Here is a 22,522-nt window from a genome sequence, read left to right as displayed (position 1 = left end):
CGACGTGCCGCTCAAAACCCGCGCGACATCACCGCGACGCCGATCGTCACGACGCCCAGCACGAGATTCACGACGACGAGCCGCCGCACGGTCGCGACCGCATTCGCGCCGTCAGGCCACTTCTGCGCCTGCACCGCGCGGCGGATGCGCGGAAACACCGCGAAGCGGATATGCCCGAAGATCAGCATCATCACGATGCCAAGGCCTGCCATCGTATGCAGTTGCCACGTCGCGTGCGCGCCGCCGTATTGCGACAGCAGGAAGCCGCCGGACAACAGAATGACGATCACGGACGCGCTGACCCAGTTGAAAAACCGGCCGAACACCGACTCCCACAACGGCAACCGCAGTTGCGGAGACAGGTCGCCGAGCGCCGGCCGCAGGCAGAAATGAGCGAACACCATGCCGCCGATCCAGACGGCAACGCCAAGCAGGTGGAGAAAGAGCGCGATTTCGATCGCTTTGGTCACGGTTGTGTTCCTCTGTCGTATAGGTGCGGCGATGGGTGCGGCGGCGGCCGGACTGCGCATTCGACCGCCTGCGCGCCGCGCAGTTCATCGCTTGATCGCCTGAGATGATTGGTTGTCGCGCCGGCAGCGGGCCGCGCCGGCTTGCGGCAGGTGACGTCGCCTCGTGCCCGCATGAGGCTTCATATCGAACGGCACCCGAGCGACGTTAACAGTTGCGGCGTGCCGCGCATTCCGTCGGATGCGCATGACACGCCGCCTGATTGCCGGTTCACCAGCCGGCTCATCGATTCACCGGTTCACCGATTGGCCGGTCCCGGCCACCCACGCCGGAGCCGTTCGCCGTCAGCCTTCGAGCGCCGGCCGCAGCCCCACGACCTTCAGCTTCGTGTCCGGCTTGCGGCCCTTGCGCGCACGCTTGCCGACGTGCTCGGCGAGCGCCGCGCGCGCGAGTGTCTCCTCGCCGGGTTTGCCGCCGCGGCCCGTGCCGAGCAGCACGACGCCGGCGCGGCCGATGGCGAGCGCCTGGGTCAGCGTTTCGTTCGGATCGAGCGCCATCAACGTGACGCCGCGGCCGCCGCCGGACAGCGTCTTCATCTCGTCGAGACCGAACACGAGGATGCGCCCGGTGCTCGACAGACACGCGACCTGCGTCGCATCCGGCAGCATCGGCATCGGCACGAGCGGCGCCGCGCCTTCGTCGATCGTCATGAACGACTTGCCCGCCTTGACGCGGCTCACCATGTCGCCGAGCTTCGCGATAAAGCCGAAGCCGTTGCTCGACGCGAGCAGCAGCGCCTGATCGGCGCTCGCCGCGTAGTAATGCATCAGATGCGTGCCCGATTCGAGCTCGATCATCGTGGTGACCGGCACGCCGTCGCCGCGGCCGCCCGGCAACGGGCCAACCGCGACCGAGTAGACGCGCCCATTGCTGCCCCACGCGATCAGCGTGTCCGGCGTGCGGCACTGGAACGCCGCATAGAGGCCGTCGCCCGCCTTGAACGTGAAGCCGGCCGGATCGAGCCCGTGGCCCTTCAGCGCGCGCACCCAGCCCTTCTGCGACACCACCACCGTCACCGGTTCGTCGACCACGCGCGCTTCGAAGACGGCGCGCTTTTCCTGCTGGATCAGCGTGCGGCGCTCGTCGCCGTACTGCTTCGCATCGGCTTCGATTTCCTTGATGATCAAGCGCTTCATTGCGCTTTCGCTGCCGAGCAGTTCCTCGAGCTTCGCCTTTTCGTCGCGCAGCTCGGCCAGTTCCTTCTCGATCCTGATCTTTTCGAGCCGCGCCAATTGACGCAGCCGGATATCGAGAATGTCGTCGGCCTGGCGCTCCGACAGGCTGAATGCGGCAATCAGCGCGGCCTTCGGCTCGTCCGACTCGCGGATGATGCGAATCACCTCGTCCAGATTCAGGAAGACGATCATCCGGCCTTCGAGAATATGAATGCGGTCGTCGACCTTCGTCAGCCGGAATTGCGTGCGGCGCGTGACAGTCGCGAAACGGAAGCCGACCCACTCCTGCAGAATCTCGCTGATGCCCTTCTGTCGCGGCCGGCCGTCGGCGCCGACCATCACCAGATTCAGCGGCGCGTTCGATTCGAGGCTCGTATGCGCGAGCAGCGTGTTGACGAATTCGGTCTGGTCGATGCGGCTCGACTTCGGCTCGAACACCACGCGCACCGGTGCGTCCTTGCCCGACTCGTCGCGCACCGCATCGAGCAGCGCGAGCAGCGTCTGTTTGGTTTGCAACTGTTCGGGCGTGAGCGACTTCTTGCCGAGCTTGATCTTCGGGTTGGTCTGCTCCTCGATTTCCTCGAGCACTTTCTGGCACGACGTATTCGGCGGCAGTTCGTTGATGACGAGCTGCCACTGGCCGCGTGCAAGCTCTTCAATCTTCCAGCGCGCGCGCACCTTCAGGCTGCCGCGGCCGGTTTCATACGCGGCCGCGATTTCCGCTTCGCTCGAAATGATCTGGCCGCCGCCCGGGAAGTCGGGCCCCGGCACAAGCTGCATCAACTCCGCATGCGTGATCTTCGGATGACGGATCATCGCGACCGCCGCGGCGGCGACTTCGCGCAGGTTGTGCGACGGAATTTCCGTCGCGAGGCCGACCGCGATGCCCGATGCGCCGTTGAGCAGCACAAACGGCAGCCGAGCGGGCAGCAGCTTCGGTTCTTGGAACGAGCCGTCGTAGTTCGGCATGAAATCGACCGTGCCCTGGTCGATTTCGTCGAGCAGCAGTTTCGCGATCGGCGTCAGGCGCGCTTCGGTGTAGCGCATCGCCGCGGCGCCGTCGCCGTCGCGCGAGCCGAAATTGCCCTGGCCGTCGATCAGCGGATAGCGCATCGAAAAGTCTTGCGCGAGACGCACCAGCGCGTCATACGCGGACTGGTCGCCGTGCGGATGGTACTTGCCGAGCACGTCGCCGACCACGCGCGCCGACTTCACCGGCTTCGCGTTGTCCGACAGGCCCATTTCGTTCATCGCGTACAGGATGCGGCGCTGCACGGGTTTTTGCCCGTCGCTCACATCGGGCAGCGCGCGGCCCTTTACGACGCTCACCGCATAGCCGAGATAGGCCTGCTCCGCGTAGTTGCCGAGCGTCAGGAAATCGCCCGGCGGGGATGCCTGCTCGAAAAGATCGGGAGTGTTGTCTGCCATCTATGTTCCGTGTCCGTGATCGCTGTGCACGCCGCGCCGACCGCCTGGCCGGGTCTTACCCGGCGCGGCGGCGCGCTTGCAAAGCTCAGATATCCGCTTCGACTTCGTTGCCCTTTTCTTCGAGCCAGCTGCGCCGCTGCGCCGCTTCGCCCTTGCCCATCAGCATCGTCATGCGTGCGACGGTCCTGTCGAAATCGAGTTCGCCGAGCGCGATCGGCGACAGGCGCCGCGTGTCCGGATTCATCGTGGTGTCCCACAACTGCTCGGCGCTCATTTCGCCCAGGCCCTTGAAGCGACTGATCGACCACTGCGATTCGCGCACGCCGTCCTTGCGCAGCTTGTCGAGAATCGCTTCGAGCTCGCCTTCGTCGAGCGCGTATAGCTTCTGCGCGGGCTTCTTGCCGCGCGCCGGCGCATCGACGCGAAACAGCGGCGGGCGCGCGACGAACACGTTGCCGCGTTCGATCAGCTGCGGGAAATGCTTGAAGAACAGCGTGAGCAGCAACACCTGGATATGCGCGCCGTCGACGTCGGCATCCGACAGGATGCAGATCTTGCCGTAACGCAGGTTCGACAGATCGACGGTGTCATCCGGGTTGTGCGGGTCGACGCCGATCGCCACCGAGATGTCGTGCACCTCGTTGTTCGCGAACAGACGGTCGCGCTCGGTCTCCCACGTATTCAGCACCTTGCCGCGCAACGGCAGGATCGCCTGGAATTCCTTGTCGCGGCCCATCTTCGCGGAACCGCCGGCGGAGTCGCCTTCGACGAGGAACAGCTCGTTGCGATCGATCTCCGTCGATTCGCAGTCGGTCAGCTTGCCCGGCAGCACCGCGACGCCCGAGCTCTTGCGCTTTTCGACCTTCTGACCCGCGCGCGTGCGCGCCTGCGCCTGCTTGATGACGAGATCGGCGAGCTTTTTGCCGTGCTCGACGTGCTGGTTCAGCCACAGCTCGAGCGCCGGCCGCGTGAACGACGACACCAGTTTCACCGCGTCGCGGCTATTCAGCCGTTCTTTGATCTGGCCCTGGAACTGCGGGTCAAGCACCTTGGCCGACAGCACGAACGACACGCGCGCGAACACGTCTTCGGCGAGCAGCTTCACGCCTTTCGGCTGCAGGCTGTGCAATTCGACGAAGCTCTTCACCGCCTGGAAGAGACCGTCGCGCAGGCCGGCCTCGTGCGTGCCGCCCGCGGGCGTCGGGATCAGGTTCACGTACGACTCGCGCGTAAGCGGCCCTTCCTCGCTCCACGCGACGACCCACGCGGCGCCTTCGCCCTCGGCAAACGTCTCCTCGTTCGAGCGCGAGCTTTCCGCATAGCGCGCGCCTTCGAAGAGCGGGATCAGCAGATCGCTGCCGGCCATCCCTTCGAGCAGATAGCCGCGCAGACCGTCTTCGTATTTCCAGCTTTGGCGCTCGCCGGTCTTTTCGTTGACGAGCACGACTTCGACGCCCGGCAGCAGCACCGCTTTCGAGCGCAGCAGACGTTGCAGCTCGCCGATCGGCAGATTCGGCGAATCGAAGTATTTCGGGTTCGGCGCGACCGTTACACGCGTGCCGGACTTCTTGTCGCCGCGGTCGGCCGTGCGCACCTTCAGCGGTTTGACGACGTCGCCGTTCGCAAAGCCCAGCTCGGCGAGCTTGCCGTCGCGCCAGACGGTCACGTCGAGCCGCGTCGACAGCGCGTTCGTCACCGAGACGCCGACGCCATGCAAGCCGCCCGAGAACGTATAGGCGCCGCCGGCGGCCTTGTCGAACTTGCCGCCCGCGTGCAGCCGCGTGAACACGATTTCGACGACCGGCACGCCTTCTTCGGGGTGCAGGCCGAATGGAATGCCGCGGCCGTCGTCTTCGACGGATACCGACTGGTCGGCGTGCAGCGTCACGGTGATCTGTTTGCCGAAGCCGCCGAGCGCCTCGTCCGACGAGTTGTCGATGACTTCCTGAATGATGTGCAGCGGGTTCTCGGTGCGCGTGTACATGCCGGGCCGCTGCTTGACCGGCTCGAGGCCCTTCAGCACCTTGATCGACGCTTCGCTATACCCAGCGTTTGCAGCGTTTGACTTCTTCGTAGACATGGCTTGCTCGGGTCCGTCGGTTCATCGTTGTCCACAAGTCCTGTGGACATCTACGTGGACAATGCGTTGAATTTTCAAAAAAAGCGAAACGAAACAACGGAATGGAACGTTTGCTCGCCGCACAGGCAGTGTGCCGGCAAGTGCCGCGGCCCGCCCGCAGCGCCTGCCGACGCCTGCGGGGCGGCGCCTGCGGCCTGCGAGGGTCCGCAGCAGATTCGCGGGTATTGTACTGATTTCGATGCGCGCGGCAATTTGGCGTGGGCAGGGTTGGCTGATTGGGGGATGTTTCGGGTCCTACATTGGGTGGTTCGGCGTGCGCAAGCGAGGCCGGATCGTTGCCATGGCCCTGTCGTCGGCTGGCCTCGCTGGTTACGCATATATAATCGACTTCATTTCCCAGTCCCTTGCCGGAGTGCGGTTGTGAGACCATCCGAAGCGCTGGGCGCCCATCGCGCCGAAATCAGGAAGATCGTTGCAGATCATCACGCGGCGAACGCACGCGTGTTCGGCTCGACCTTGTCCGGCGAAGACGTGGAAGGCAGCGACCTCGATCTGCTGGTCGACCCGACGCCGCAAACAACGCTGTTCGATATTGCTCGCATTCAGCGGCGCGTTGAAGCGTTGCTGGGCGTTTCGGTCGATGTGCTGACGCCGCTCGCTCTACCGGAATCGTTCCGCGCAAGAGTCGTTAGTGAAGCGGTGCCTGTGTGAAGAGAAAGAATGAGCTTCGGGTCGCAGACTACCTCGACCACATTGCACAAGCGATAGAACGCATCCAACGTTATACCGAAGGGATGACCGGCGACGCTTTGCGCTCGACTCGCTCGTGCAGGATGCGGTGATACGCAACCTCGAAATCATCGGCGAAGCCGCGCGCAATATCGAACGCGATCATCCGGAATTTGCGGCAGCGCACCCGGAGATTCCGTGGGAAGACATGTATCTGATGCGCAACCGTGTCTCGCACGGCTACTTCGCGGTGGATGCGGGCGTGGTATGGCAAACACTGTGACGCGACTTGCCGGAACTGCAAAGCCAGCTGGCCCGGATACCACGGCCTCAATGAATGTCCGGGCCGACCGCTCGCTCGTATCGCCACGCCTCACTTCCCCTTGCTCTCCAGCTCATCCCACCGCTCCAGCGCCGCGATCAATTCTTCATCGATCTGTGCGTAGCGCTGCGTGAGACGCGTGCCTTCCTGCGCGTCCTTCGTGAAGATCGAGCCGTCTTCGAGTTGCGCGGCGATGGTTTTCTGCTCGCCTTCGAGCGCCGCGATGCGTTCGGGCAGCGCCTCCAGTTCGCGTTGCTCCTTGTACGACAGTTTCACCGACCGTTGAGCATTGCGGCCCGCGGCGCTGTCCTTCGGCGCCGCGTCCTTCAGCGGCTCCTTCGGCGCGTCGCGCTGCGCGAGCTGCCCGGCACGCTCGCGCTGCGTCTGCCAGTCGGTGAAACCGCCGACATACTCGCGCCACATGCCGCCCTCGCCCTCCGACGCGATCACCGACGTCACGACATTGTCCAGGAACGCCCGGTCGTGGCTCACCAGCAGCACGGTGCCGTCGTAATCGGTCAGCAGTTCTTCGAGCAGTTCGAGGGTCGGGATATCGAGGTCGTTGGTCGGCTCGTCGAGCACCAGCACGTTCGCGGGCCGCGCAAACAGCCGCGCGAGCAGCAGGCGGTTGCGCTCGCCGCCCGATAGCGACTTCACCGGCGAGCGGGCGCGCTCCGGCGCGAACAGGAAATCGCCGAGATAGCTCATCACGTGCTTCTTCGCGCCGTTGATCTCGACCCAGTCGCTGCCCGGACTGATGGTGTCCGCGAGACTCTTGTCCTGATCCAGTTGCGCGCGCATCTGATCGAAGTACGCGACCTGCGGATTCGTGCCGACCCGCACGCGCCCTTCATCCGGCTGCAGTTCGCCGAGGATCAGCTTGAGCAGCGTCGTCTTGCCCGCACCGTTCGGGCCGATAAAGCCGATCTTGTCGCCGCGCATCAGCGTCGCCGAGAAACGGTCGACCACCGTGCGCGCGCCGAAACGCTTCGTCACGTCGGTCAGCTCCGCGACGATCTTGCCGGACTTCTCGCCCTGCGCGACGTCGAGCTTCACGTTGCCCTGCACATTGCGCCGTTCCGCGCGCTCGTTGCGCATCTGCACGAGCCGCGCAATGCGGCCGACACTGCGCGTGCGGCGCGCTTCGACGCCCTTGCGAATCCACACTTCTTCCTGCGCGAGCAGCTTGTCGAACTTGTCGTTCTCGACGCGCTCCACTTCGAGCTGTTGCGCCTTGCGGGTCTGATACGCGGAGAAGTTGCCGGGGTACGACAGCAACCGTCCGCGATCGAGTTCGACGATGCGCGTAGCGATGCGATCGAGAAACGCGCGGTCGTGCGTGATGAACAGCAGGCCCGCGCGTTGCGCGAGCAACAGTTCTTCGAGCCAGCGGATGCCGTCGAAGTCGAGGTGGTTGGTCGGCTCGTCGAGCAGCAGCACGTCCGGTTGCAGCACCAGCGCCCGCGCAAGCGCGACACGCTTTTGCATGCCGCCCGACAGCGCGTCGACCTGCGCATCGCCATCGAGGCCGATTTGCGCGAGCGTGGTGGACACACGCGTGCGCCAGTTCCATGCGTCGGCCGTGTCGAGCGACGATTGCAGCGTGTTCATCCGCGCGAGCAGCGTATCGTGCTGCGCGCCCTCCGGCGTTTCCGCGAGCGAGTGCGCGACCCGGTCGTATTCGTCGAGCAATTCACGCGCATGGGCGAGCGCGCCCGCAACCGTGTCGAACACCGACTCGCCCGCTTCGAACTCGGGCTCCTGCGGCACATAGACCGTCACAAGATTCTGTTGACGCGTGACAAGCCCGTCATCGGGTTTCGCGAGGTCCGCGACGATTTTCAGCAACGACGATTTGCCCGCGCCGTTGCGGCCGATCAGACCGACGCGCTCGCCGGCTTCGAGGGAAAAGTCTGCGTGATCGAGCAATGCGACGTGACCGAACGCCAGTTGCGCGCCGGTGATGGTGTAAAGCGACATAAGGGAGTGAACGACCCGCGATAAGGCGAAGCGCTCATTGTACCGGGCGGTTTGCGCGACGCTGGGGCAGAAGGACGGAATGCGGGGGGATCGGGCGCTCGCTACGTGCCGCACGCGCGTGTGCGGCACGTAGCGCACGGCGACGTGGCCGTGCCGCGTGCGTTACTTGACATGCACAGTGATCGTCTGGCTCCACTCGGGACCATACGAGCGATGCGCGCCATCGCCGAATTGCAGCGTCAGCGTGTGGTCGCCGGGCGGCAGCGTGAGCTCGGTTTCGGTTTGCCCTTTGCCGAAGTGCAGCGACTTGTCGTTCGCCGGAATCACGGTGCCCTTCGGCACCGGCTGGCCGTCGATCAGCAGATGATGATGGCCGGTGCCTTCGGTCATCGTGCCGGCTGGCGCGATTTTCATGCCTTCGACCGCGAATTTCACATGCACCGGATTGGTTACCGTCGCGCCGTCTTTCGGCTCGATGAACGACACGCCCGCTGCTCGCGCCACCCCCGACGCGAGCAGTAGACCCGCGCACAGCGCGCCGGCCATCCATCTGGACCCTCTGTTCGTGAACATCGTGCTCTCCTTGAGAAAGCGGCCCGATACACGGCAACGTGGCGCGGAAGGGCCGCGCCGTAGAGCATACACCGGCGATATGTCGGCGCCATGCGCGGCTCCTTGCCCGCGGATTTGCCCGCGGATTTGCCGATTGTTGCGGTCGTCGCTCGCGGAGGTCGACTTGCTGCTGCGCGATGGTGTCATGGCCGATGTGCGACGCTATGCCGGGCGGCGCGCGAATGATTTCCGGTAAAATTGCATGTTTTCCGCGCATCACCTCTTTCGAACAAAGGGACAACGCGCGGCTCGAGTGTTTTGAACCGATGGATGAGTGCGTCGTGAGTGAAGTCGTCGAATATAAAAGCTGGGTGTGCCTGATCTGCGGCTGGATCTATAACGAGGAAGAGGGGCTGCCCGAAGATGGCATTCCCGCAGGCACACGCTTCGCCGCTATTCCGGAAGATTGGCGTTGCCCGTTGTGCGATGTAAGCAAGGCGGAGTTTGCTGTCGTGGAGTTTTGAGCGGTTCTGGGCGTGCCGGGTTCTGAGCGTGCATTAAGGTTCACACTGCGGGTTCACACCGCGGGTTCGCGCCGCGCGTGATGCGGCGGTGGCCGGTCACACCCCGGCCCGATCGGCTTTGTTATACTCTGCCCCCTGCGGCGCGCAATGCGCCGTCAATGGTCCTCTCCCCGTAGTTCAATGGATAGAACAAGTGCCTCCTAAGCGCTAGATACAGGTTCGATTCCTGTCGGGGGGACCAGCTTTCACGCTCCGTCATTCGGCTCGGCGGAAATTCACCGCCCCGTCTTGTGCGCCATATGCGCATCGATCGACGATATGGCGTGCGTGATTGACTTCGCGCCAACTTCGCGCGAGTTGATGAATGCGCAAACGTCATCGCAATCCAGATGTTCCAAATGCAAAGAGACCCGCACCGTTCAATCGATGCGGGTCTCTTTTTCTGGCCGACGTGTCGGGCGCTTTTCTCAAGCAAAGGCGAAGTTCATTGCTCGACTTTCGCGCTCGACTTCATCGACTTACGAGCGAGCGTACGGCGAACCCAGAAACTGGTCATACACCGGCCCACGCGCGCCCGATTGCGACGTACCAGCCGTCGAAGGACCATAACCGGTGGTGTTCTGGATCACACGCGCTTCGGCTTTCTGCACGCCAGCCGGATAATGCGCGTCGCTCGAATCGAACGGGCTATAGCCTGCCTGTTCCAGTTGCACCAGTTCCGCACGCACTTCAGCGCGCGTCACAGGCTGGTTCGATTGGGCGAACGACACGGCGGGCACAGCCAACACAGCGGCGAGCGCAACAGCCTTGATCAGCGATTTCATGATCACTACCTCCAGGATTGGTTTCGATTTGCGACGGCCTGATAAGTCAGCACCGTTGAAAGCAGTTTAAGTATTAAGCGCCTTAGTAGAAACCCTGATCAGAGGAAATCATTGTTGCCGCACCCGTGACAATCGTTTGGGAATACGCCGCTTCGGCGCACGAGGCTAAAGTTCAGGCCGCAGACTGCCGACAACCCGGCCATGGAATCCGATGAACAACACCTCCCGCTCAGGCGAGGCACGTCCCGCTACGACGAAGCCATTGCGCTTGAAAACTCCGTGCGAGTGATCCGTAAAGCGCGTGGCAGATCCAATCCGGAAGATTTTGCCGAAGGCACGCCAGAGTGGCATGCCGTCGTCGAAAGCTTTCTGATCGATTTATTGTGGGCATCCGGTAACGATCTGCACGATATCGGCGAATAGCCATCGCGGTTCGTGCCCGCTTCGTACGCGCGAGGCACGCACTAGAACCGTATCTTGCGCGCGCTGCCGCGCACATCGTCGACCACGGGTACGACCGCCAGCGTCAACAACACGATTGCGAGCGGCAACGTCGCCACGAAGCCCAAGTGCTTGAAGCCCGCCGCGCCCGCCAATGCTCCGGCCAGAAACGACGCGAGCAGCGATCCCAGCAACGCGAGCTTGGGTCGATCGGCACGCACCGCGTCTGCGTCCGCGTCGGCCGCAGTCCGACGGCCGTTCCAGTACAACAGCTTGCCCAGTTCGATGCCGATGTCGGTGACGAGTCCGGTCATGTGCGTGGTGCGAATTTCCGCACGCGAGATCTTCGTGATCATCGCGTTTTGCAGGCCCATCACGAAACACAGCAAGCACACTGTCACCGGCAGGAAAAACAGCCGGTGATGCTCGAGGTTCGAACCCAGCAAGCCGAAACACAGCAGCAAGGCCGCTTCGATTGCGAGCGGTGTCGCGTACACGCTGCGCAATCCGTGCCGGCGTCCCCAATTGATCAGAATGGCGGATGACGCCGCTCCGGCCATAAACGACACGAGCGAGCTCAGCCCCGCAACGACCAGCGCGATGTCGCCGAGCGCGAGGTTGTCGGCGAGCGACGAAACGACGCCCGACATATGCGATGTGTACTGCCCGACCGCGAGGAACCCACCGGCATTGGCCGCGCCCGCAACGAACGCAAGCGAACGGCCAAGGCGCCGGTTGGTCGCGTCGGTTCGTTCAGGTGCGGTGAAGCCGCGCAGATAGTTGATCGGCATGCTGGCAGAGCGGTCGAGGGAAATGCGTGCGATCGGCGCACTGACTGGCTGCGCTTTCGTCCATCCAGTATGCGTCGAGGCGCGCATGGAATCGTAGCATGCTGCGCACTGTGCGCTTCGCGTGCGAAAAAACGTCGCAGCGGCAGCCGTGATTCTGCCGGCACATGGTGGGCCGTGCGAGAAAAAATGCCCAGCGGTGCGGCTGGGCAAAATCGCCGTGGGGCCCGGCGATGGAGGTTCTATTCACTAATGGGTCGCGACGGATGAGCCAGATATGCGGGGCGGCCAATCCGTCGCGTGCGTCGCGATACCGGTACGGGCGCGATTCGTCTGCGCTTCGTCCGATACGCGCCCAGTTTAGTGGTGCTGGTAGATCGGCGGCGAATACGTGCTCAACGTGATGTCGTGATGGCCCGCGTCCGATGTGCCGGCCGTCGCGGAGCCGTAGCCGCCGTTTTGCGCGACCTCGTTGCTGGCGCTCACGCGCGCCTCAGCTTGCTGGACCTGTGCCGGATAATGCGCATCGCTCGAATCGAACGGGCTGTAACCTGCCTTTTCCAGTTGTACCAGCTCGCCGCGCACTTGCGCGCGCGTGATCGGCTGATTCGGATTCGATTGGGCGAACGACAAGGCGGGAACCGCAAGAACAGCAGCAAGCGCAACAGCTTTGATAAGCGATTTCATGATCTCTACCTCCGTAATTGATTTCGATCTGGTTGCGTCGTTTTGCGTGCAACCGTTGAAAGCAGTCTAGAGGCGAGAGAGTTTAGGGTAAACGCCTAAAACCCCAATTCATTGTTTCGCAAGATGGGTTAAATAGAAGGGAGTGAATCAGCAGACGTGAACCGACGCGCGCCGTCCGACGCGCGCAAGAACGCCGGCACACGCGAACGCCGTCCGGAAAGCAGCGGCCGCAGGCCGAGTGTCGTTCAATGGCGGTGGCGCCAGTCCCCGTGATACGTGTCGAGCCAGCGCAAGCGTCGCGCGCGCGAATCGCGATGCCCGGCTTTGTTGTGATGATGCGCGGCGATCCATAGCACGGCGCACACGAAAATCATGACTGATGGCCCCAGCAGATAGGCCAATGTCGACTCGCTCATCGCAGCCTCCATCCCGACAACACTCTCTTCACTCATTCTAGGCAATGCGCGGCGATGTTTCGAAGCCGGAAATCATATTCCTGACCGCGATCAATCCAGTAGGCGCTCTGCCACATTTGCCGCGTGATTTGCGCGGTATTTGCGTTGTGCTGCCGGTCTATCCGACGAATCGTGCGGCGCCCGCAACGCGTGCGACCCGACTCGCGCGCCGCCACGCTTACGCATCCCCGACGGCCTGTGTGCGCCCGCCCACTCACGCGCACAAGTCGGATGCGCCAGACGTATTCCAACCTTTTATTATTGCGTCACCGCCCAGCCTCACCCGACTGCCATGCCCTATCCGTACAACATTGCGCTCGCCGCAGGCCTCATGTTGATCGTGCTGTCGTCCGGTCTTGCGCTCGTTCTGACCTGACGAGGCAATTCACTCCACCGTCCGCGCACGTCCCGCATCCGAGCCGTTCGCACGCGCCCGCGAGAATTTTTCGCACCTTGGCTAAAGTTGTTCCGGTCCGCGCCGTTAACACGACGTATGGACCGCCGCCCGCACACTCCACCCGCCCTCTCGATGTCGATGCTGATCGACCAGGAGATCACGCATATCGGCCGCGTCATGCGTCCGTCGCTGCACGGCGACCTGGGTGGTGCGATCCTGCCGGCCTCGTACTGGCGCAAACGGCTGAATGAACTGCTCGCGCGCGAGCATCTGTCCAGGCCGCAGCTTTGCGCGATCGACAGCCTGCTGTTGCTGCTCGATCAGCTCGACGCGACCGAGCTCGAGCCGCTGCCGTTCGCGAACACCCCGACGAATCGCACGCCGTCGCCGAAAAGCCGCGCGACCGTGCGTGACCGTACGCGTCACGCCAGTTGACACGGTGCGGCCCAGCGGTCCGCTGATCCCTCACGCGCTGACGTCTCGCGCCACCCGCTAACAGGTCACCCGCGTTCCCGATCAGGCGTCAACCCCTCGCCGCCACTGTCGCGCCGATGCGCCACCGGCGGAAATAGGGCGCGCGATACGTCATAATGTCCGCAAAAATACCCAGCAAGGACATCCTGTGACCCAGGCCTCACCGCTTGACCTGTTGAAACAGGCGCGCACCCGCTTCACACAACGAGAAATCGCCGCGCATATCGGCAAGGACATCAAGACGGTACGCCGCTGGGAAAAGGGCGAAACACCCTGCCCCGCGCGCATGGCGCCTACGCTGCAGGCGTTGCTGCAAGCACCCGCGCCGGCTGGCGACATGCAGCGCGAGACCGCGTCGCGCTTTCGCTTTATCGATCTGTTTGCGGGCATCGGCGGCATCCGGATGGGTTTCGAGGCGCACGGCGGCGCATGCGTGTTCACGAGCGAATGGAATCCGTTTTCGCAGAAAACCTATCGTGAGAACTTCGGCGGCGACTTCAGCGCAAGCATCGCCGACGTGATCGACGCCGATGTCGCCACGCGAGTGGCGTCGGCCGGCCACACGCTGATCGGCGATATCGTGTCGTTCCCCGAACACGCAATCCCCGCGCACGACGTGCTGCTCGCAGGCTTTCCGTGCCAGCCGTTCTCCATCGCCGGCGTCAGCAAGAAAAATGCGCTGGGCCGCCCGCACGGCTTCGAATGCACGACCCAGGGCACGCTGTTCTTCGATGTCGCGCGCATCATCGCCGCACGTCGCCCGGCCGCCTTCGTGCTCGAAAACGTGAAGAACCTGCTGTCGCACGACAAAGGCCGCACGTTCGATGTGATCCTGCAGACGCTGCGCGACGAGCTCGGCTATGAAGTGCACTATCGCGTGATCGACGGCCGGCATTTCACGCCGCAGCATCGCGAGCGGATCATCATCGTCGGCTTTCGCGGAGCGACGTCTTTTTCGTGGGACGACCTGCGCTTGCCGGACGAGAGCCCGCGGCTCGCGTCGATCCTGCACCGCACCGACGGCAGCGAACCGTTCCTGCCGTGGGACGCCGAACGCTTTTTCGATCATCGCGCGCGCGCGGTGCAGCCGAAGTACACGCTGACGCCGAAGCTCTGGGCGTACCTGCAAAGCTACGCGGAAAAGCATCGCGCGGCGGGCAACGGGTTCGGCTTCGGACTCGCGTTTGGCGACAGCGTGACGCGCACGCTATCCGCGCGCTACCACAAGGACGGCTCCGAAATTCTCGTGCATCAGGGCGACGGCCTGCGGCCGCGCCGGCTCACGCCGCGCGAATGCGCGCGTCTGATGGGCTTTCCCGACACCTACCGCATTCCGGTCAGCGATACACAGGCGTACCGTCAGTTCGGCAACAGCGTCGTGATGCCGGTGATGCGCGAAGTCGCGCGCATCATGCTGCCGCACGTGCATGCGTTACACGCGCCCGGCGTCGCGCCGTTGTCCGCGAAGATGCAGCCGCAGGCGAACAGGCCCATGCAGCCGCCAGCCCGCGCGCGAGTAGCCTGATGGTCGACATCGTCGATGCGGCCACGCGCAGCCGGATGATGTCCGGCATCCGCGGCCGCAACACGAAACCCGAGATTCTGATCCGCAGCCTGCTGCACCGGCGCGGCTTTCGCTTCCGCCTCGATGCGCGCGACCTGCCGGGCCGACCCGATATCGTGCTGCCGCGCTATCGCGCGGTCGTATTCGTGCACGGCTGTTTCTGGCACGGTCACGATTGTCATCTCTTCAAATGGCCGCAAACGCGCGTCGAATTCTGGCGCGAAAAAATCGGCCGCAACCGCAGCAACGATGCCAAGGTGACCGCCGCGCTGCGCGAGCGCGGCTGGCGCGTCGCAACGGTCTGGGAATGTGCATTGCGAGGCGCTAACCGGGACCTCGACGGCGTGTTGCAACGCCTCGTCGACTGGCTGCAAAGCGACGCACCCACGCTCGACGAACGCGCATGACGGCACTCGCGGCGATATCTTTCAGCTGTCCGCAGACCTGTTTGCATGGCCGTTTCACGCGCTTTCACACGCGCAGCGACGCGAAGCCTGTAAGCATGCGGTGATAGACTCGATTGGCTAGCCGGCATGTGTCTGCGGCGCCCGTCCTTCTCCTGAACTCACATGAAGGAGGCATACGATGGCTGATTTCCGAATCTGGTCGGACGACTTTCCCGCGAACGGCTTTATGCCGAAAGCAACCGAGTTCAACGACAAATCGTTCGGCGTCGACGGCGAAAATATCTCGCCCGCGTTGCAGTGGGACGCACCGCCCGAGGACGCGCAAAGTCTTGCGCTGACCGTGTACGATCCCGATGCGCACACCGGCAGCGGGTTCTGGCACTGGGTGATCGTCAACCTTCCGCTCGACGCGCGCGCGCTGCCGCGCAACGCGGGCAAGGCGGACGGCAGCCTGCTGCCGCATGGCGCGGTACAGGTGCGCAACGACTACGGCACGCCGGGCTACGGCGGCGTGGCGCCGCCACGCGGCGACAGGCCGCACCGCTTTATCTTCAGGCTGTATGCGCTCAGGGCGCCGCAACTGCCGGTCACGCCGGATACGACCCACGCGGTGGCGCGCCTGCTCATGCATCAGAACGAGATCGACTCGACGATCTATACGGGGCTGTACGAATTGAAGTAGACGGCCCGCAGCATCAAGCCAGCGCGTCGCATCGCCCCGGATGCGCATGCATATGGCGTAGCGGCGTCGCGCAATTCACGGCAAGGCCGGCTCGCCAGCCGGCCTTGCCCTTGTTCAAACGTGGTTTGAGCGGCCGCAAGGCCGTCAAACCAAACCGGACGCAATACCGCTACCGCCGATGCGCGCACATTCTTCCCGCGAACCCGCTTCCCCCGCCTCCGTTACTCCCGCTTCACGCAGCCCTGCTCCACACGACAACGAACTGGGCCTGCCTTTGCCGCAACGCTATTGGGCGATCCTCGTCGTCGCGTTAGGCATTTCGATATCGGTGCTCGACAGCGCAATCGCAAACGTCGCGCTGCCGACCATCGCCCGCTATATGCATACGAGCGCGGCCAATTCGATCTGGGTGGTCAATGCGTATCAGCTGGCGGTCACGATTTCGCTGCTGCCGCTGTCGTCGCTCGGCGACCGGATCGGCTACCGGCGCGTCTATCAGAGCGGCATCGTGCTCTTCACATTCGCATCGCTCGGCTGCGCGCTCGCCGATTCGCTGCCGACGCTCGCGCTTGCACGCGTGATCCAGGGTTTCGGCGCGGCGGGCATCATGAGCGTGAACACCGCGCTGGTGCGGATGATCTATCCGCCCGCCTCGCTGGGCCGCGGCGTGTCGATCAACGCGATGGTGGTCGCGGTGTCGTCGGCGCTCGGGCCGACCGTCGCGGCGGGCGTGCTGTCGATCGCGCCGTGGCAGTGGCTGTTCGCGATCAACGTGCCGATCGGCATCGCCGCGTTCTCGATCGGCATAAGGGCGCTGCCCGGCAATGTGCGGCGCGACTCGCCGTACGACTACGTGAGCGCGGTGATGAACGCATTCGTATTCGGTCTGCTGATCTTCGCGGTCGACGGGCTCGGTCACGGCGAGCGGCCCGTATACGTCGCGCTCGAAGTGGTCGCGGCGCTCGTGGTCGGCTACTTCTTCGTGCGGCGCCAGTTGTCGCAGCCCGCGCCGCTGCTGCCGGTCGATCTGCTGCGCAATCCGCTGTTCGCGCTGTCGATCGGCACGTCGGTATGTTCGTTTACCGCGCAAATGCTGGCGTTCGTGTCGCTGCCGTTCCTGATGCAGAACGCGCTCGGGCTCACGCAGGTGCAAACCGGCCTGCTGATGACGCCCTGGCCGCTCGTCATCATCGTCGCCGCGCCGATCGCCGGCGTGCTGTCGGACCGGATGTCCGCGGGCCTGCTCGGCGGCATCGGTCTCGCGCTGCTGACCTGCGGCCTGCTGCTGCTCGCGGCGACGCTCGGCACTCACCCGCAGCCGTTCGATATCGCGTGGCGCATGGCGCTATGCGGCGCGGGCTTCGGCATTTTCCAGTCGCCGAACAACCGCACGATTCTCTCGTCGGCGCCGCGTTCGCGCAGCGGCGGCGCGAGCGGCATGCTCGGCACCGCGCGCCTGACCGGCCAGACGCTGGGGGCCGCGCTTGTCGCGTTGATCTTCGGGGTCGTGCCGCAGCATGGACCCGTAGTCGCGCTATATGTCGCCGCGTGTTTTGCCGCGGTCGCGGCGATCATCAGTTCGCTGCGCGTCACGCGCAGCGGCGCGCCGGCTTCGGCGTAGCCGACCCGGCGCTGCATGCGTGCCGTTCACGTGATGCCGGGCTATCCGCATATCCGCTCGACGCGGCACAGCCGACGCGCGCGGCCGGTGACGCCGATGACGCCGATATCGAGCGAGCGCGAGAGCGGTCACCTGCGCCAAGGCGGCTTGACTGACCCAGCCGCCAGCCTGACGGACGGCAGCGTAAAACGAAAACGGCAGCCTCGGCTGCCGTCGACGATTGCGTGCACAACGATATGCTGGCTGACAGGCTGTGCTTCTGAGGCTGCACGTCCGTGCACGCGCGAGATCTCCATGCCGACCACGGACAGGCCGGCGACTACACGCCGCGCCAATCCGCGCGCCGCAGCACACAGCACAAAAGACCAACACGCGACGACGTGACAGCCGGCTGCTAGACCGTCACGTCAACGCGCTTTACCGCTTTTTCGGTCACCGACGACGCGGTCGACACATGCCGCAAATCGGCGAGGAACGTATCACGCCACACGGACAGATTGTTCTCGCGCAGCGGCGCCATCATGTCCGCATGACGCGCCTGCCGCTCGGCGAGCGGCATCGACAGCGCGCGCTCCAGCGCTTCAGCCATCTGCGACAAATCAAACGGATTGACCACCAGGGCGCCCGGCAACTGCTCGGCAGCGCCCGCGAACTGCGACAGCACGAGCACGCCCGGGTCCGCCGGATCCTGCGACGCGACATATTCCTTCGCGACCAGGTTCATCCCGTCGCGCAACGGCGTCACGTAACCCACCTGCGACTGGCGGAACAGCGCCATCAGCAGATTGCGCTCGTACTTGCGGTTCAGATACTGGATCGGTGTCCAGTCGAGCTGCGCAAACCGGCCGTTGATGCGGCCCGCCTCGCCTTCGAGGTTCTGGCGGATACGCTGATAGGTCTGCACATCGGAACGCGTCGGCGGCGCGATCTGCACGAGCGACACGCGGCCATGCCAGCCGGGTGCGTTGAGCAGCAGCCGCTCGAACGCCTGGAACCGCTCGACCAGTCCCTTCGAATAATCGAGCCGGTCGACGCTCATGATCAGCTTGCGATTGCGCATCGCATCGCGCAGGCTTTTCACCGCCTTGCGGTCGGTGAATTGCACGGATGCCTTTGCAATCGCATCCGGATAGATCCCGATCGGATACGCGGCGACCTTCAGGAAGCGGTTGTACGCATGCACCATGTTGTCGTCGCTCGCGGTGCCGTGACGGCCGCGCTCGATATAGTCGACGAACGACTGGCGATCGGCATCGGTCTGAAAGCCGACCACGTCATAGCTGCACATGTCCTTTACGAGTTCTTCGTGCGGCGGCACGGTAAACAGCACCTGCGGCACCGGAAACGGAATGTGCAGGAAGAACCCGATCGGGTTCTTCACACCCAGTTCGCGCAGGCAACGCGCGAACGGCAGCATGTGATAGTCGTGCACCCAGATGATGTCGTCCGGGCGAATCATCTCTTTCAACTGCTTCGCGAGCGACGCGTTCACGCGCAGATAGCCCGCGTATTCCTGCCGGTCATAGCGCGACAGGTCGTTGCGATAGTGGAAGGTCGGCCACAGCGTCGCGTTCGAAAAGCCGCGGTAATACTGGTCGTAGTCGCGCTTGGAAAGCGCCACGGTCGCGTAGGTGACGTTGCCCTGCTTTTCGATCACAGGGGCCGACGGCTCGCCGGCGATCTCCCCGCTCCAGCCGAACCAGACACCGCCGGTTTCCTTCAGCGCGTCCAGCACGCCGATCGCCAGTCCGCCCGCGGCGGGACGGCCTTCCTGCGTCGGCGCAACCCGGTTCGACACTACGATCAATCGGCTCATACAGCTCCCCCTTCTTTCAGTTGACGTTCCGTGCGACAGTGCGCCGAAACAGTGCATGCAAGACCTATGCCGCATTGCGGCAATTTCGAATGGAAAAATGTATGTAAATGTGACAAACGAGCGAAAACGCTCACGCGCGGCCGCCGGGCGGAGTGTTTCCTTCTACTGGCGCATCGAACGGGAGAACTCAGGCGTCCTGTTCGGAACCGAGGTCGCGCTGGTAGTCGAGACTTTCCTTGCGCGCGCCACCCTGGTTGTGCTCGCCGTCCGGCGGGGTATCGGGCGCGGCACGGTTTTGCGCTGCCGGGTCCGGTGCATCGGGCGAGCTGGCTGGAACACTGCCGGGGCGCGGTTCGCGCTTCGAGTGGCGCGCGGAGCGCCGCAATGCAGGGTGTCTCATGTCGATGCCTCCAGGGGAAGGCCGCCACCGAGTGGTGGCATCACAACAGTCTAGGCTTCGGCAACGTAAATTGCCGGTAAAAAGTTCGTCGGTTTTGTAACGAGTACATCAAGCTGAACGGGAAGCCGTGTGGCGCGCCGATTTATATGATCGATACGCGCAAGGCCTGCGGCGGGCGCGGTATGAACATGACACGACGCGACAATACGCGCCCAACCGGGCCGGCGAATGCGCGCGGCGAATGCACGCGCATGAGTCGCGCAATGGGTCCGCAATGAGTCGCGTAGCGGATCGCGTCGACCGTCGCAGACGTCAGCATGTCAGCGCTCTGTGGCGCGTGATCTGGAGGCGGGTCGCCGATCGGCAATGGAGTCGGCTCGCCCGGCAACCGTTCGGGGTCGGGCGGCGCATCGTCATCTTCATCGGGTTGGTCCGGTCCGGGTGGTTCGTTCGGCTCCGGACGATGCAGCGAGACGTCGATCGCGCAGGCGCGCCCTGGCGCCTGCGCGGCTCGCAAGATTGATACAGCGACCACGTCGCGTTCCGGCATGAAGGCCTCCTCATTGCGTCCGTTGGAGACGCAGCAAAGGCTGTGCCGTTTCTGGCTGCAATCTGCTGGCTGCAATTTGCCCGCTGCAATTTGCTGGCTGCGATGCGGTTCGCTGGCTGCGGTTTTGCCGGTCGCGATGCAGTGCTTGCGATTTGCCGTCGCGCTTTCCAGCAGTGTTACGCGTCGGCCTTGCCGAATGCCTGCGGCTCTTCCGCGCCGTCGCCGTCATCGGCACGGCCCGCAGCATCGTTGCCGTATTCGACGAGCCGGTTGTACAGCGTCTTCAGGCTGATGCCGAGAATCTCGGCGGCGCGCGTCTTCACGCCCGCGCATTGTTCGAGCGTCGCGAGAATCAGCTGACGGTCCGCCTCGGCGAGCGACGTGCCAAACGGAATCGTGATGGCCGTGCCCGCAGCCGGCTTCGACAACGTGATCTGCAGCGGCACGGTCGCCGTGCTGTCCGAATCCGTGCCCGACATGATGTGCGCGCGCTGCACGTAGTTCTTCAGTTCGCGCACATTGCCCGGCCACGGGTACGTCAGCAGCATTTCCTTGACCGCCGGCGGAAAGTGCTTGCGCGAGCCGTGCGTTTCGTTGAGCTCGTCGAGAAACGACTGCGCGAGCAGCTCGACATCCTTGCCGCGCTCGCGCAGCGGCGGCAGGCTGATCGGGAACACGTTGAGCCGGTGATACAGGTCCAGACGCAGCTTGCCCTCGAGCACCGCCTGCTCCGGATCGCGATTGGTCGCGGCGATCAGGCGCACGTCTGTCTCGATCTCTTTGGTCGTGCCGACGCGCATGAACATGCCGGTTTCCAGCACCCGCAGCAGCTTGACCTGCAACTCGATCGGCATCTCGGTGATTTCGTCGAGAAACAGCGTGCCGCCGTTCGCGCGCTCGAAATAGCCTTTGTGCTGACGATCCGCGCCGGTGAACGAGCCGCGTTCGTGACCGAACATCTCCGATTCGATCAGGTTCGGCGAAATTGCACCGCAATTCACCGCGAGGAACGCATGTTTGCGACGCAAGCTCAGCTGATGCAGCGTCTGCGCGGCAACTTCCTTGCCGGTGCCGGATTCACCGACCAGCATCACCGACGCCGCGGTCGGCGCGACCCGGCTGATCTGGTCATACACCTGCTGCATCACCTGCGAATTGCCAAGCATCAAACCGAAGCGGCCCATGCGTCGCAACTCGCCGCGCAGCGTGCCGATTTCGGCTTTGAGGTCGCCCGCGCGCGGCAGGCGGCTCAGAATCGCCTTCACGCGTTGCAGGTTGATCGGCTTGACCAGGTAGTCGGCGGCGCCCATCTTCAGCGCGCTGACCGCGGACTCGACCGTCGCATGTCCGGTGATCACGATGAATTCCACGCCGGAGCGCGGATCGAGATCTTCGAACAGATCGACGCCGGTGCCGTCCGGCAGCTTCAGATCGGTGAATACGACGTCCGGCATTTGCCGGACGAGCTGGATGCGGGCCTCGCGCAAATCGCCTGCGGTCGCAGTGGTCAGTCCATCTTCAGCGATGATCGCGGCTAGCGCTTCGCGGGTACCCGGATCGTCATCGACAATCAGTGCATGTGGCATCGCGTTTCCGAAAACCTAAAGTGCGGGTGGTCGACAGCCCCGACGGGCACGCAACAGGGTCTGCCGCGCCCGGCCGTCAACGAAGCCTCGAGTGGCACCGATCACGGTCCGACAGCGCGCCTGCCCCGCTACCGCGCACGGTCGCGAGCGTACGTCAATGCTATGCGCGAAACGGCCGCTGAGGGCGGCCGCTTATGAAAAAATTACCAACTTAGCGCAATCTCGCAACAATTGCCGTTCAACCAAGCGCCGAAACGGTCTATTGTTGTCGATTTGCTTATTATACGGCCTTATTGAGATAAAACCATACTCAGGCCACTGCTTTTGCCCAGACGCGCTTCGGCATAGCGTCGTCCGCCACGCGTCGTGCAAATCGCGATACCCGCGATATCTATACCTGGCGACGCATTCGTCAACTGCGCCGTCAACTGCGCGGAAACGGCCACGCGCCGCCGGCTGCGCCGTGATCGGCGCCGTTGGCCCCGCGCGGCTGCGTGCCGCCCGGCAGCGCC

At 64.0% G+C, this 22,522-nt stretch carries 21 protein-coding genes and 1 tRNA gene; 10 read left to right on the top strand and 12 right to left on the bottom strand.

Going from position 1 to position 22,522, the window contains the following annotated elements:
* Positions 1-11 precede the first annotated feature (11 nt).
* The 3 genes from HV675_RS22100 to HV675_RS22090 all read right to left on the bottom strand — a co-directional run bounded on the left by HV675_RS22100 (position 12) and on the right by HV675_RS22090 (position 5,211).
* Positions 12-470 (bottom strand): CopD family protein, encoded by a 459-nt coding sequence (locus HV675_RS22100; protein ID WP_175113226.1) that lies wholly within the window; start codon positions 468-470, stop codon positions 12-14.
* A gap of 342 nt (positions 471-812) precedes the next feature.
* On the bottom strand, positions 813-3,131 hold the full coding sequence (parC, locus tag HV675_RS22095; protein WP_175113225.1) for a DNA topoisomerase IV subunit A: 2,319 nt from the start codon (positions 3,129-3,131) through the stop codon (positions 813-815).
* Between the two features lie 85 nt (positions 3,132-3,216).
* Positions 3,217-5,211 carry a DNA topoisomerase IV subunit B gene (locus HV675_RS22090; protein ID WP_175113224.1) on the bottom strand — a complete coding sequence of 665 codons (1,995 nt, stop codon included), beginning with the start codon at positions 5,209-5,211 and terminating at the stop codon, positions 3,217-3,219.
* A gap of 420 nt (positions 5,212-5,631) precedes the next feature.
* Here HV675_RS22090 and HV675_RS22085 point away from each other — a divergent pair, with 420 nt between their 5' ends.
* Positions 5,632-5,922, top strand: coding sequence for a nucleotidyltransferase family protein (locus tag HV675_RS22085; RefSeq protein ID WP_175113223.1), 291 nt, complete (start codon positions 5,632-5,634; stop codon positions 5,920-5,922).
* A gap of 127 nt (positions 5,923-6,049) precedes the next feature.
* Complete coding sequence (locus HV675_RS32595; RefSeq protein WP_246270473.1) at positions 6,050-6,223, top strand: HepT-like ribonuclease domain-containing protein; 174 nt, start codon at positions 6,050-6,052, stop codon at positions 6,221-6,223.
* 90 nt (positions 6,224-6,313) lie between these two features.
* Here the strand turns inward: HV675_RS32595 and HV675_RS22075 are convergent, their stop codons facing one another.
* Positions 6,314-8,242: an ATP-binding cassette domain-containing protein gene (locus tag HV675_RS22075; RefSeq protein ID WP_175113222.1), complete on the bottom strand. Its 1,929-nt coding sequence runs from the start codon at positions 8,240-8,242 to the stop codon at positions 6,314-6,316.
* 162 nt (positions 8,243-8,404) lie between these two features.
* The gene (locus HV675_RS22070; protein ID WP_175113221.1) at positions 8,405-8,815 is read right to left on the bottom strand and encodes a DUF4399 domain-containing protein; all 411 of its coding nucleotides are present in this window, start codon (positions 8,813-8,815) and stop codon (positions 8,405-8,407) included.
* A gap of 305 nt (positions 8,816-9,120) precedes the next feature.
* On the opposite strand from HV675_RS22070, the gene HV675_RS22065 reads away from it, so the two are divergent.
* Together HV675_RS22065 and HV675_RS22060 are read left to right on the top strand one after the other, a co-directional pair.
* A complete protein-coding gene (locus HV675_RS22065; protein ID WP_175113263.1) occupies positions 9,121-9,318 on the top strand; it encodes a rubredoxin in 198 nt (65 codons plus the stop codon).
* A 166-nt stretch (positions 9,319-9,484) separates the two neighbouring features.
* Positions 9,485-9,559: transfer RNA gene (locus HV675_RS22060), tRNA-Arg, on the top strand.
* Between the two features lie 277 nt (positions 9,560-9,836).
* Here the strand turns inward: HV675_RS22060 and HV675_RS22055 are convergent.
* Positions 9,837-10,142 carry a DUF4148 domain-containing protein gene (locus HV675_RS22055; protein WP_175113220.1) on the bottom strand — a complete coding sequence of 102 codons (306 nt, stop codon included), beginning with the start codon at positions 10,140-10,142 and terminating at the stop codon, positions 9,837-9,839.
* Between the two features lie 201 nt (positions 10,143-10,343).
* Between HV675_RS22055 and HV675_RS22050 the strand changes: the two genes are divergently transcribed.
* Positions 10,344-10,565 carry a hypothetical protein gene (locus HV675_RS22050; protein WP_175113219.1) on the top strand — a complete coding sequence of 74 codons (222 nt, stop codon included), beginning with the start codon at positions 10,344-10,346 and terminating at the stop codon, positions 10,563-10,565.
* Between the two features lie 41 nt (positions 10,566-10,606).
* Here the strand turns inward: HV675_RS22050 and HV675_RS22045 are convergent, their stop codons facing one another.
* From HV675_RS22045 to HV675_RS22035, 3 genes are all read right to left on the bottom strand, one after another.
* Positions 10,607-11,374: a YoaK family protein gene (locus HV675_RS22045; RefSeq protein WP_175113218.1), complete on the bottom strand. Its 768-nt coding sequence runs from the start codon at positions 11,372-11,374 to the stop codon at positions 10,607-10,609.
* Between the two features lie 357 nt (positions 11,375-11,731).
* On the bottom strand, positions 11,732-12,058 hold the full coding sequence (locus HV675_RS22040; protein WP_175113217.1) for a DUF4148 domain-containing protein: 327 nt from the start codon (positions 12,056-12,058) through the stop codon (positions 11,732-11,734).
* A 245-nt stretch (positions 12,059-12,303) separates the two neighbouring features.
* Positions 12,304-12,474, bottom strand: a complete 171-nt coding sequence (locus HV675_RS22035) for a hypothetical protein (RefSeq protein WP_175113216.1) — start codon at positions 12,472-12,474, stop codon at positions 12,304-12,306.
* A 532-nt stretch (positions 12,475-13,006) separates the two neighbouring features.
* Here HV675_RS22035 and HV675_RS22030 point away from each other — a divergent pair.
* The 5 genes from HV675_RS22030 (at position 13,007) to HV675_RS22010 (ending at position 17,658) form a co-directional block, all read left to right on the top strand.
* Positions 13,007-13,345 carry a hypothetical protein gene (locus HV675_RS22030; protein ID WP_175113215.1) on the top strand — a complete coding sequence of 113 codons (339 nt, stop codon included), beginning with the start codon at positions 13,007-13,009 and terminating at the stop codon, positions 13,343-13,345.
* 187 nt (positions 13,346-13,532) lie between these two features.
* On the top strand, positions 13,533-14,909 hold the full coding sequence (gene dcm, locus HV675_RS22025) for a DNA (cytosine-5-)-methyltransferase (protein WP_175113214.1): 1,377 nt from the start codon (positions 13,533-13,535) through the stop codon (positions 14,907-14,909).
* Complete coding sequence (locus tag HV675_RS22020) at positions 14,909-15,355, top strand: very short patch repair endonuclease (RefSeq protein ID WP_175113213.1); 447 nt, start codon at positions 14,909-14,911, stop codon at positions 15,353-15,355. Before dcm ends, HV675_RS22020 begins: the two co-directional genes overlap by 1 nt.
* Positions 15,356-15,533: 178 nt before the next feature.
* Positions 15,534-16,037, top strand: coding sequence for a YbhB/YbcL family Raf kinase inhibitor-like protein (locus HV675_RS22015; protein WP_175113212.1), 504 nt, complete (start codon positions 15,534-15,536; stop codon positions 16,035-16,037).
* 178 nt (positions 16,038-16,215) lie between these two features.
* A complete protein-coding gene (locus HV675_RS22010; RefSeq protein WP_175113211.1) occupies positions 16,216-17,658 on the top strand; it encodes an MFS transporter in 1,443 nt (480 codons plus the stop codon).
* Between the two features lie 394 nt (positions 17,659-18,052).
* Here HV675_RS22010 and otsA read toward each other — a convergent pair whose 3' ends face one another.
* From otsA to HV675_RS21995, 3 genes are all read right to left on the bottom strand, one after another.
* Positions 18,053-19,474, bottom strand: coding sequence for an alpha,alpha-trehalose-phosphate synthase (UDP-forming) (gene otsA / locus HV675_RS22005; RefSeq protein ID WP_175113210.1), 1,422 nt, complete (start codon positions 19,472-19,474; stop codon positions 18,053-18,055).
* Positions 19,475-19,661: 187 nt separating this feature from the next.
* A complete protein-coding gene (locus tag HV675_RS22000; protein WP_175113209.1) occupies positions 19,662-19,874 on the bottom strand; it encodes a hypothetical protein in 213 nt (70 codons plus the stop codon).
* A gap of 726 nt (positions 19,875-20,600) precedes the next feature.
* On the bottom strand, positions 20,601-22,010 hold the full coding sequence (locus HV675_RS21995) for a sigma-54-dependent transcriptional regulator (RefSeq protein ID WP_175113208.1): 1,410 nt from the start codon (positions 22,008-22,010) through the stop codon (positions 20,601-20,603).
* Between the last annotated feature and the right edge of the window lie 512 nt (positions 22,011-22,522).

The organism is Paraburkholderia solisilvae, from assembly GCF_902859875.1.
Taxonomy (GTDB): domain Bacteria; phylum Pseudomonadota; class Gammaproteobacteria; order Burkholderiales; family Burkholderiaceae; genus Paraburkholderia; species Paraburkholderia solisilvae.
Note: the sequence above shows the minus strand (reverse complement) of the source record. Positions and strands in the feature narration are given on the sequence as shown.

Coding starts and splice junctions, on each gene's coding strand:
- parC (WP_175113225.1), bottom strand. CDS start 3,131: ATGGCAGACAACACTCCCGATCTTTTCGAGCAGGCATCCCCGCCGGGC.
- HV675_RS22090 (WP_175113224.1), bottom strand. CDS start 5,211: ATGTCTACGAAGAAGTCAAACGCTGCAAACGCTGGGTATAGCGAAGCG.
- HV675_RS22075 (WP_175113222.1), bottom strand. CDS start 8,242: ATGTCGCTTTACACCATCACCGGCGCGCAACTGGCGTTCGGTCACGTC.
- HV675_RS22070 (WP_175113221.1), bottom strand. CDS start 8,815: ATGTTCACGAACAGAGGGTCCAGATGGATGGCCGGCGCGCTGTGCGCG.
- HV675_RS22065 (WP_175113263.1), top strand. CDS start 9,121: ATGGATGAGTGCGTCGTGAGTGAAGTCGTCGAATATAAAAGCTGGGTG.
- HV675_RS22055 (WP_175113220.1), bottom strand. CDS start 10,142: ATGAAATCGCTGATCAAGGCTGTTGCGCTCGCCGCTGTGTTGGCTGTG.
- HV675_RS22050 (WP_175113219.1), top strand. CDS start 10,344: ATGGAATCCGATGAACAACACCTCCCGCTCAGGCGAGGCACGTCCCGC.
- HV675_RS22045 (WP_175113218.1), bottom strand. CDS start 11,374: ATGCCGATCAACTATCTGCGCGGCTTCACCGCACCTGAACGAACCGAC.
- HV675_RS22040 (WP_175113217.1), bottom strand. CDS start 12,058: ATGAAATCGCTTATCAAAGCTGTTGCGCTTGCTGCTGTTCTTGCGGTT.
- HV675_RS22035 (WP_175113216.1), bottom strand. CDS start 12,474: ATGAGCGAGTCGACATTGGCCTATCTGCTGGGGCCATCAGTCATGATT.
- HV675_RS22030 (WP_175113215.1), top strand. CDS start 13,007: ATGGACCGCCGCCCGCACACTCCACCCGCCCTCTCGATGTCGATGCTG.
- HV675_RS22020 (WP_175113213.1), top strand. CDS start 14,909: ATGGTCGACATCGTCGATGCGGCCACGCGCAGCCGGATGATGTCCGGC.
- HV675_RS22015 (WP_175113212.1), top strand. CDS start 15,534: ATGGCTGATTTCCGAATCTGGTCGGACGACTTTCCCGCGAACGGCTTT.
- HV675_RS22010 (WP_175113211.1), top strand. CDS start 16,216: ATGCGCGCACATTCTTCCCGCGAACCCGCTTCCCCCGCCTCCGTTACT.
- otsA (WP_175113210.1), bottom strand. CDS start 19,474: ATGAGCCGATTGATCGTAGTGTCGAACCGGGTTGCGCCGACGCAGGAA.
- HV675_RS22000 (WP_175113209.1), bottom strand. CDS start 19,874: ATGAGACACCCTGCATTGCGGCGCTCCGCGCGCCACTCGAAGCGCGAA.
- HV675_RS21995 (WP_175113208.1), bottom strand. CDS start 22,010: ATGCCACATGCACTGATTGTCGATGACGATCCGGGTACCCGCGAAGCG.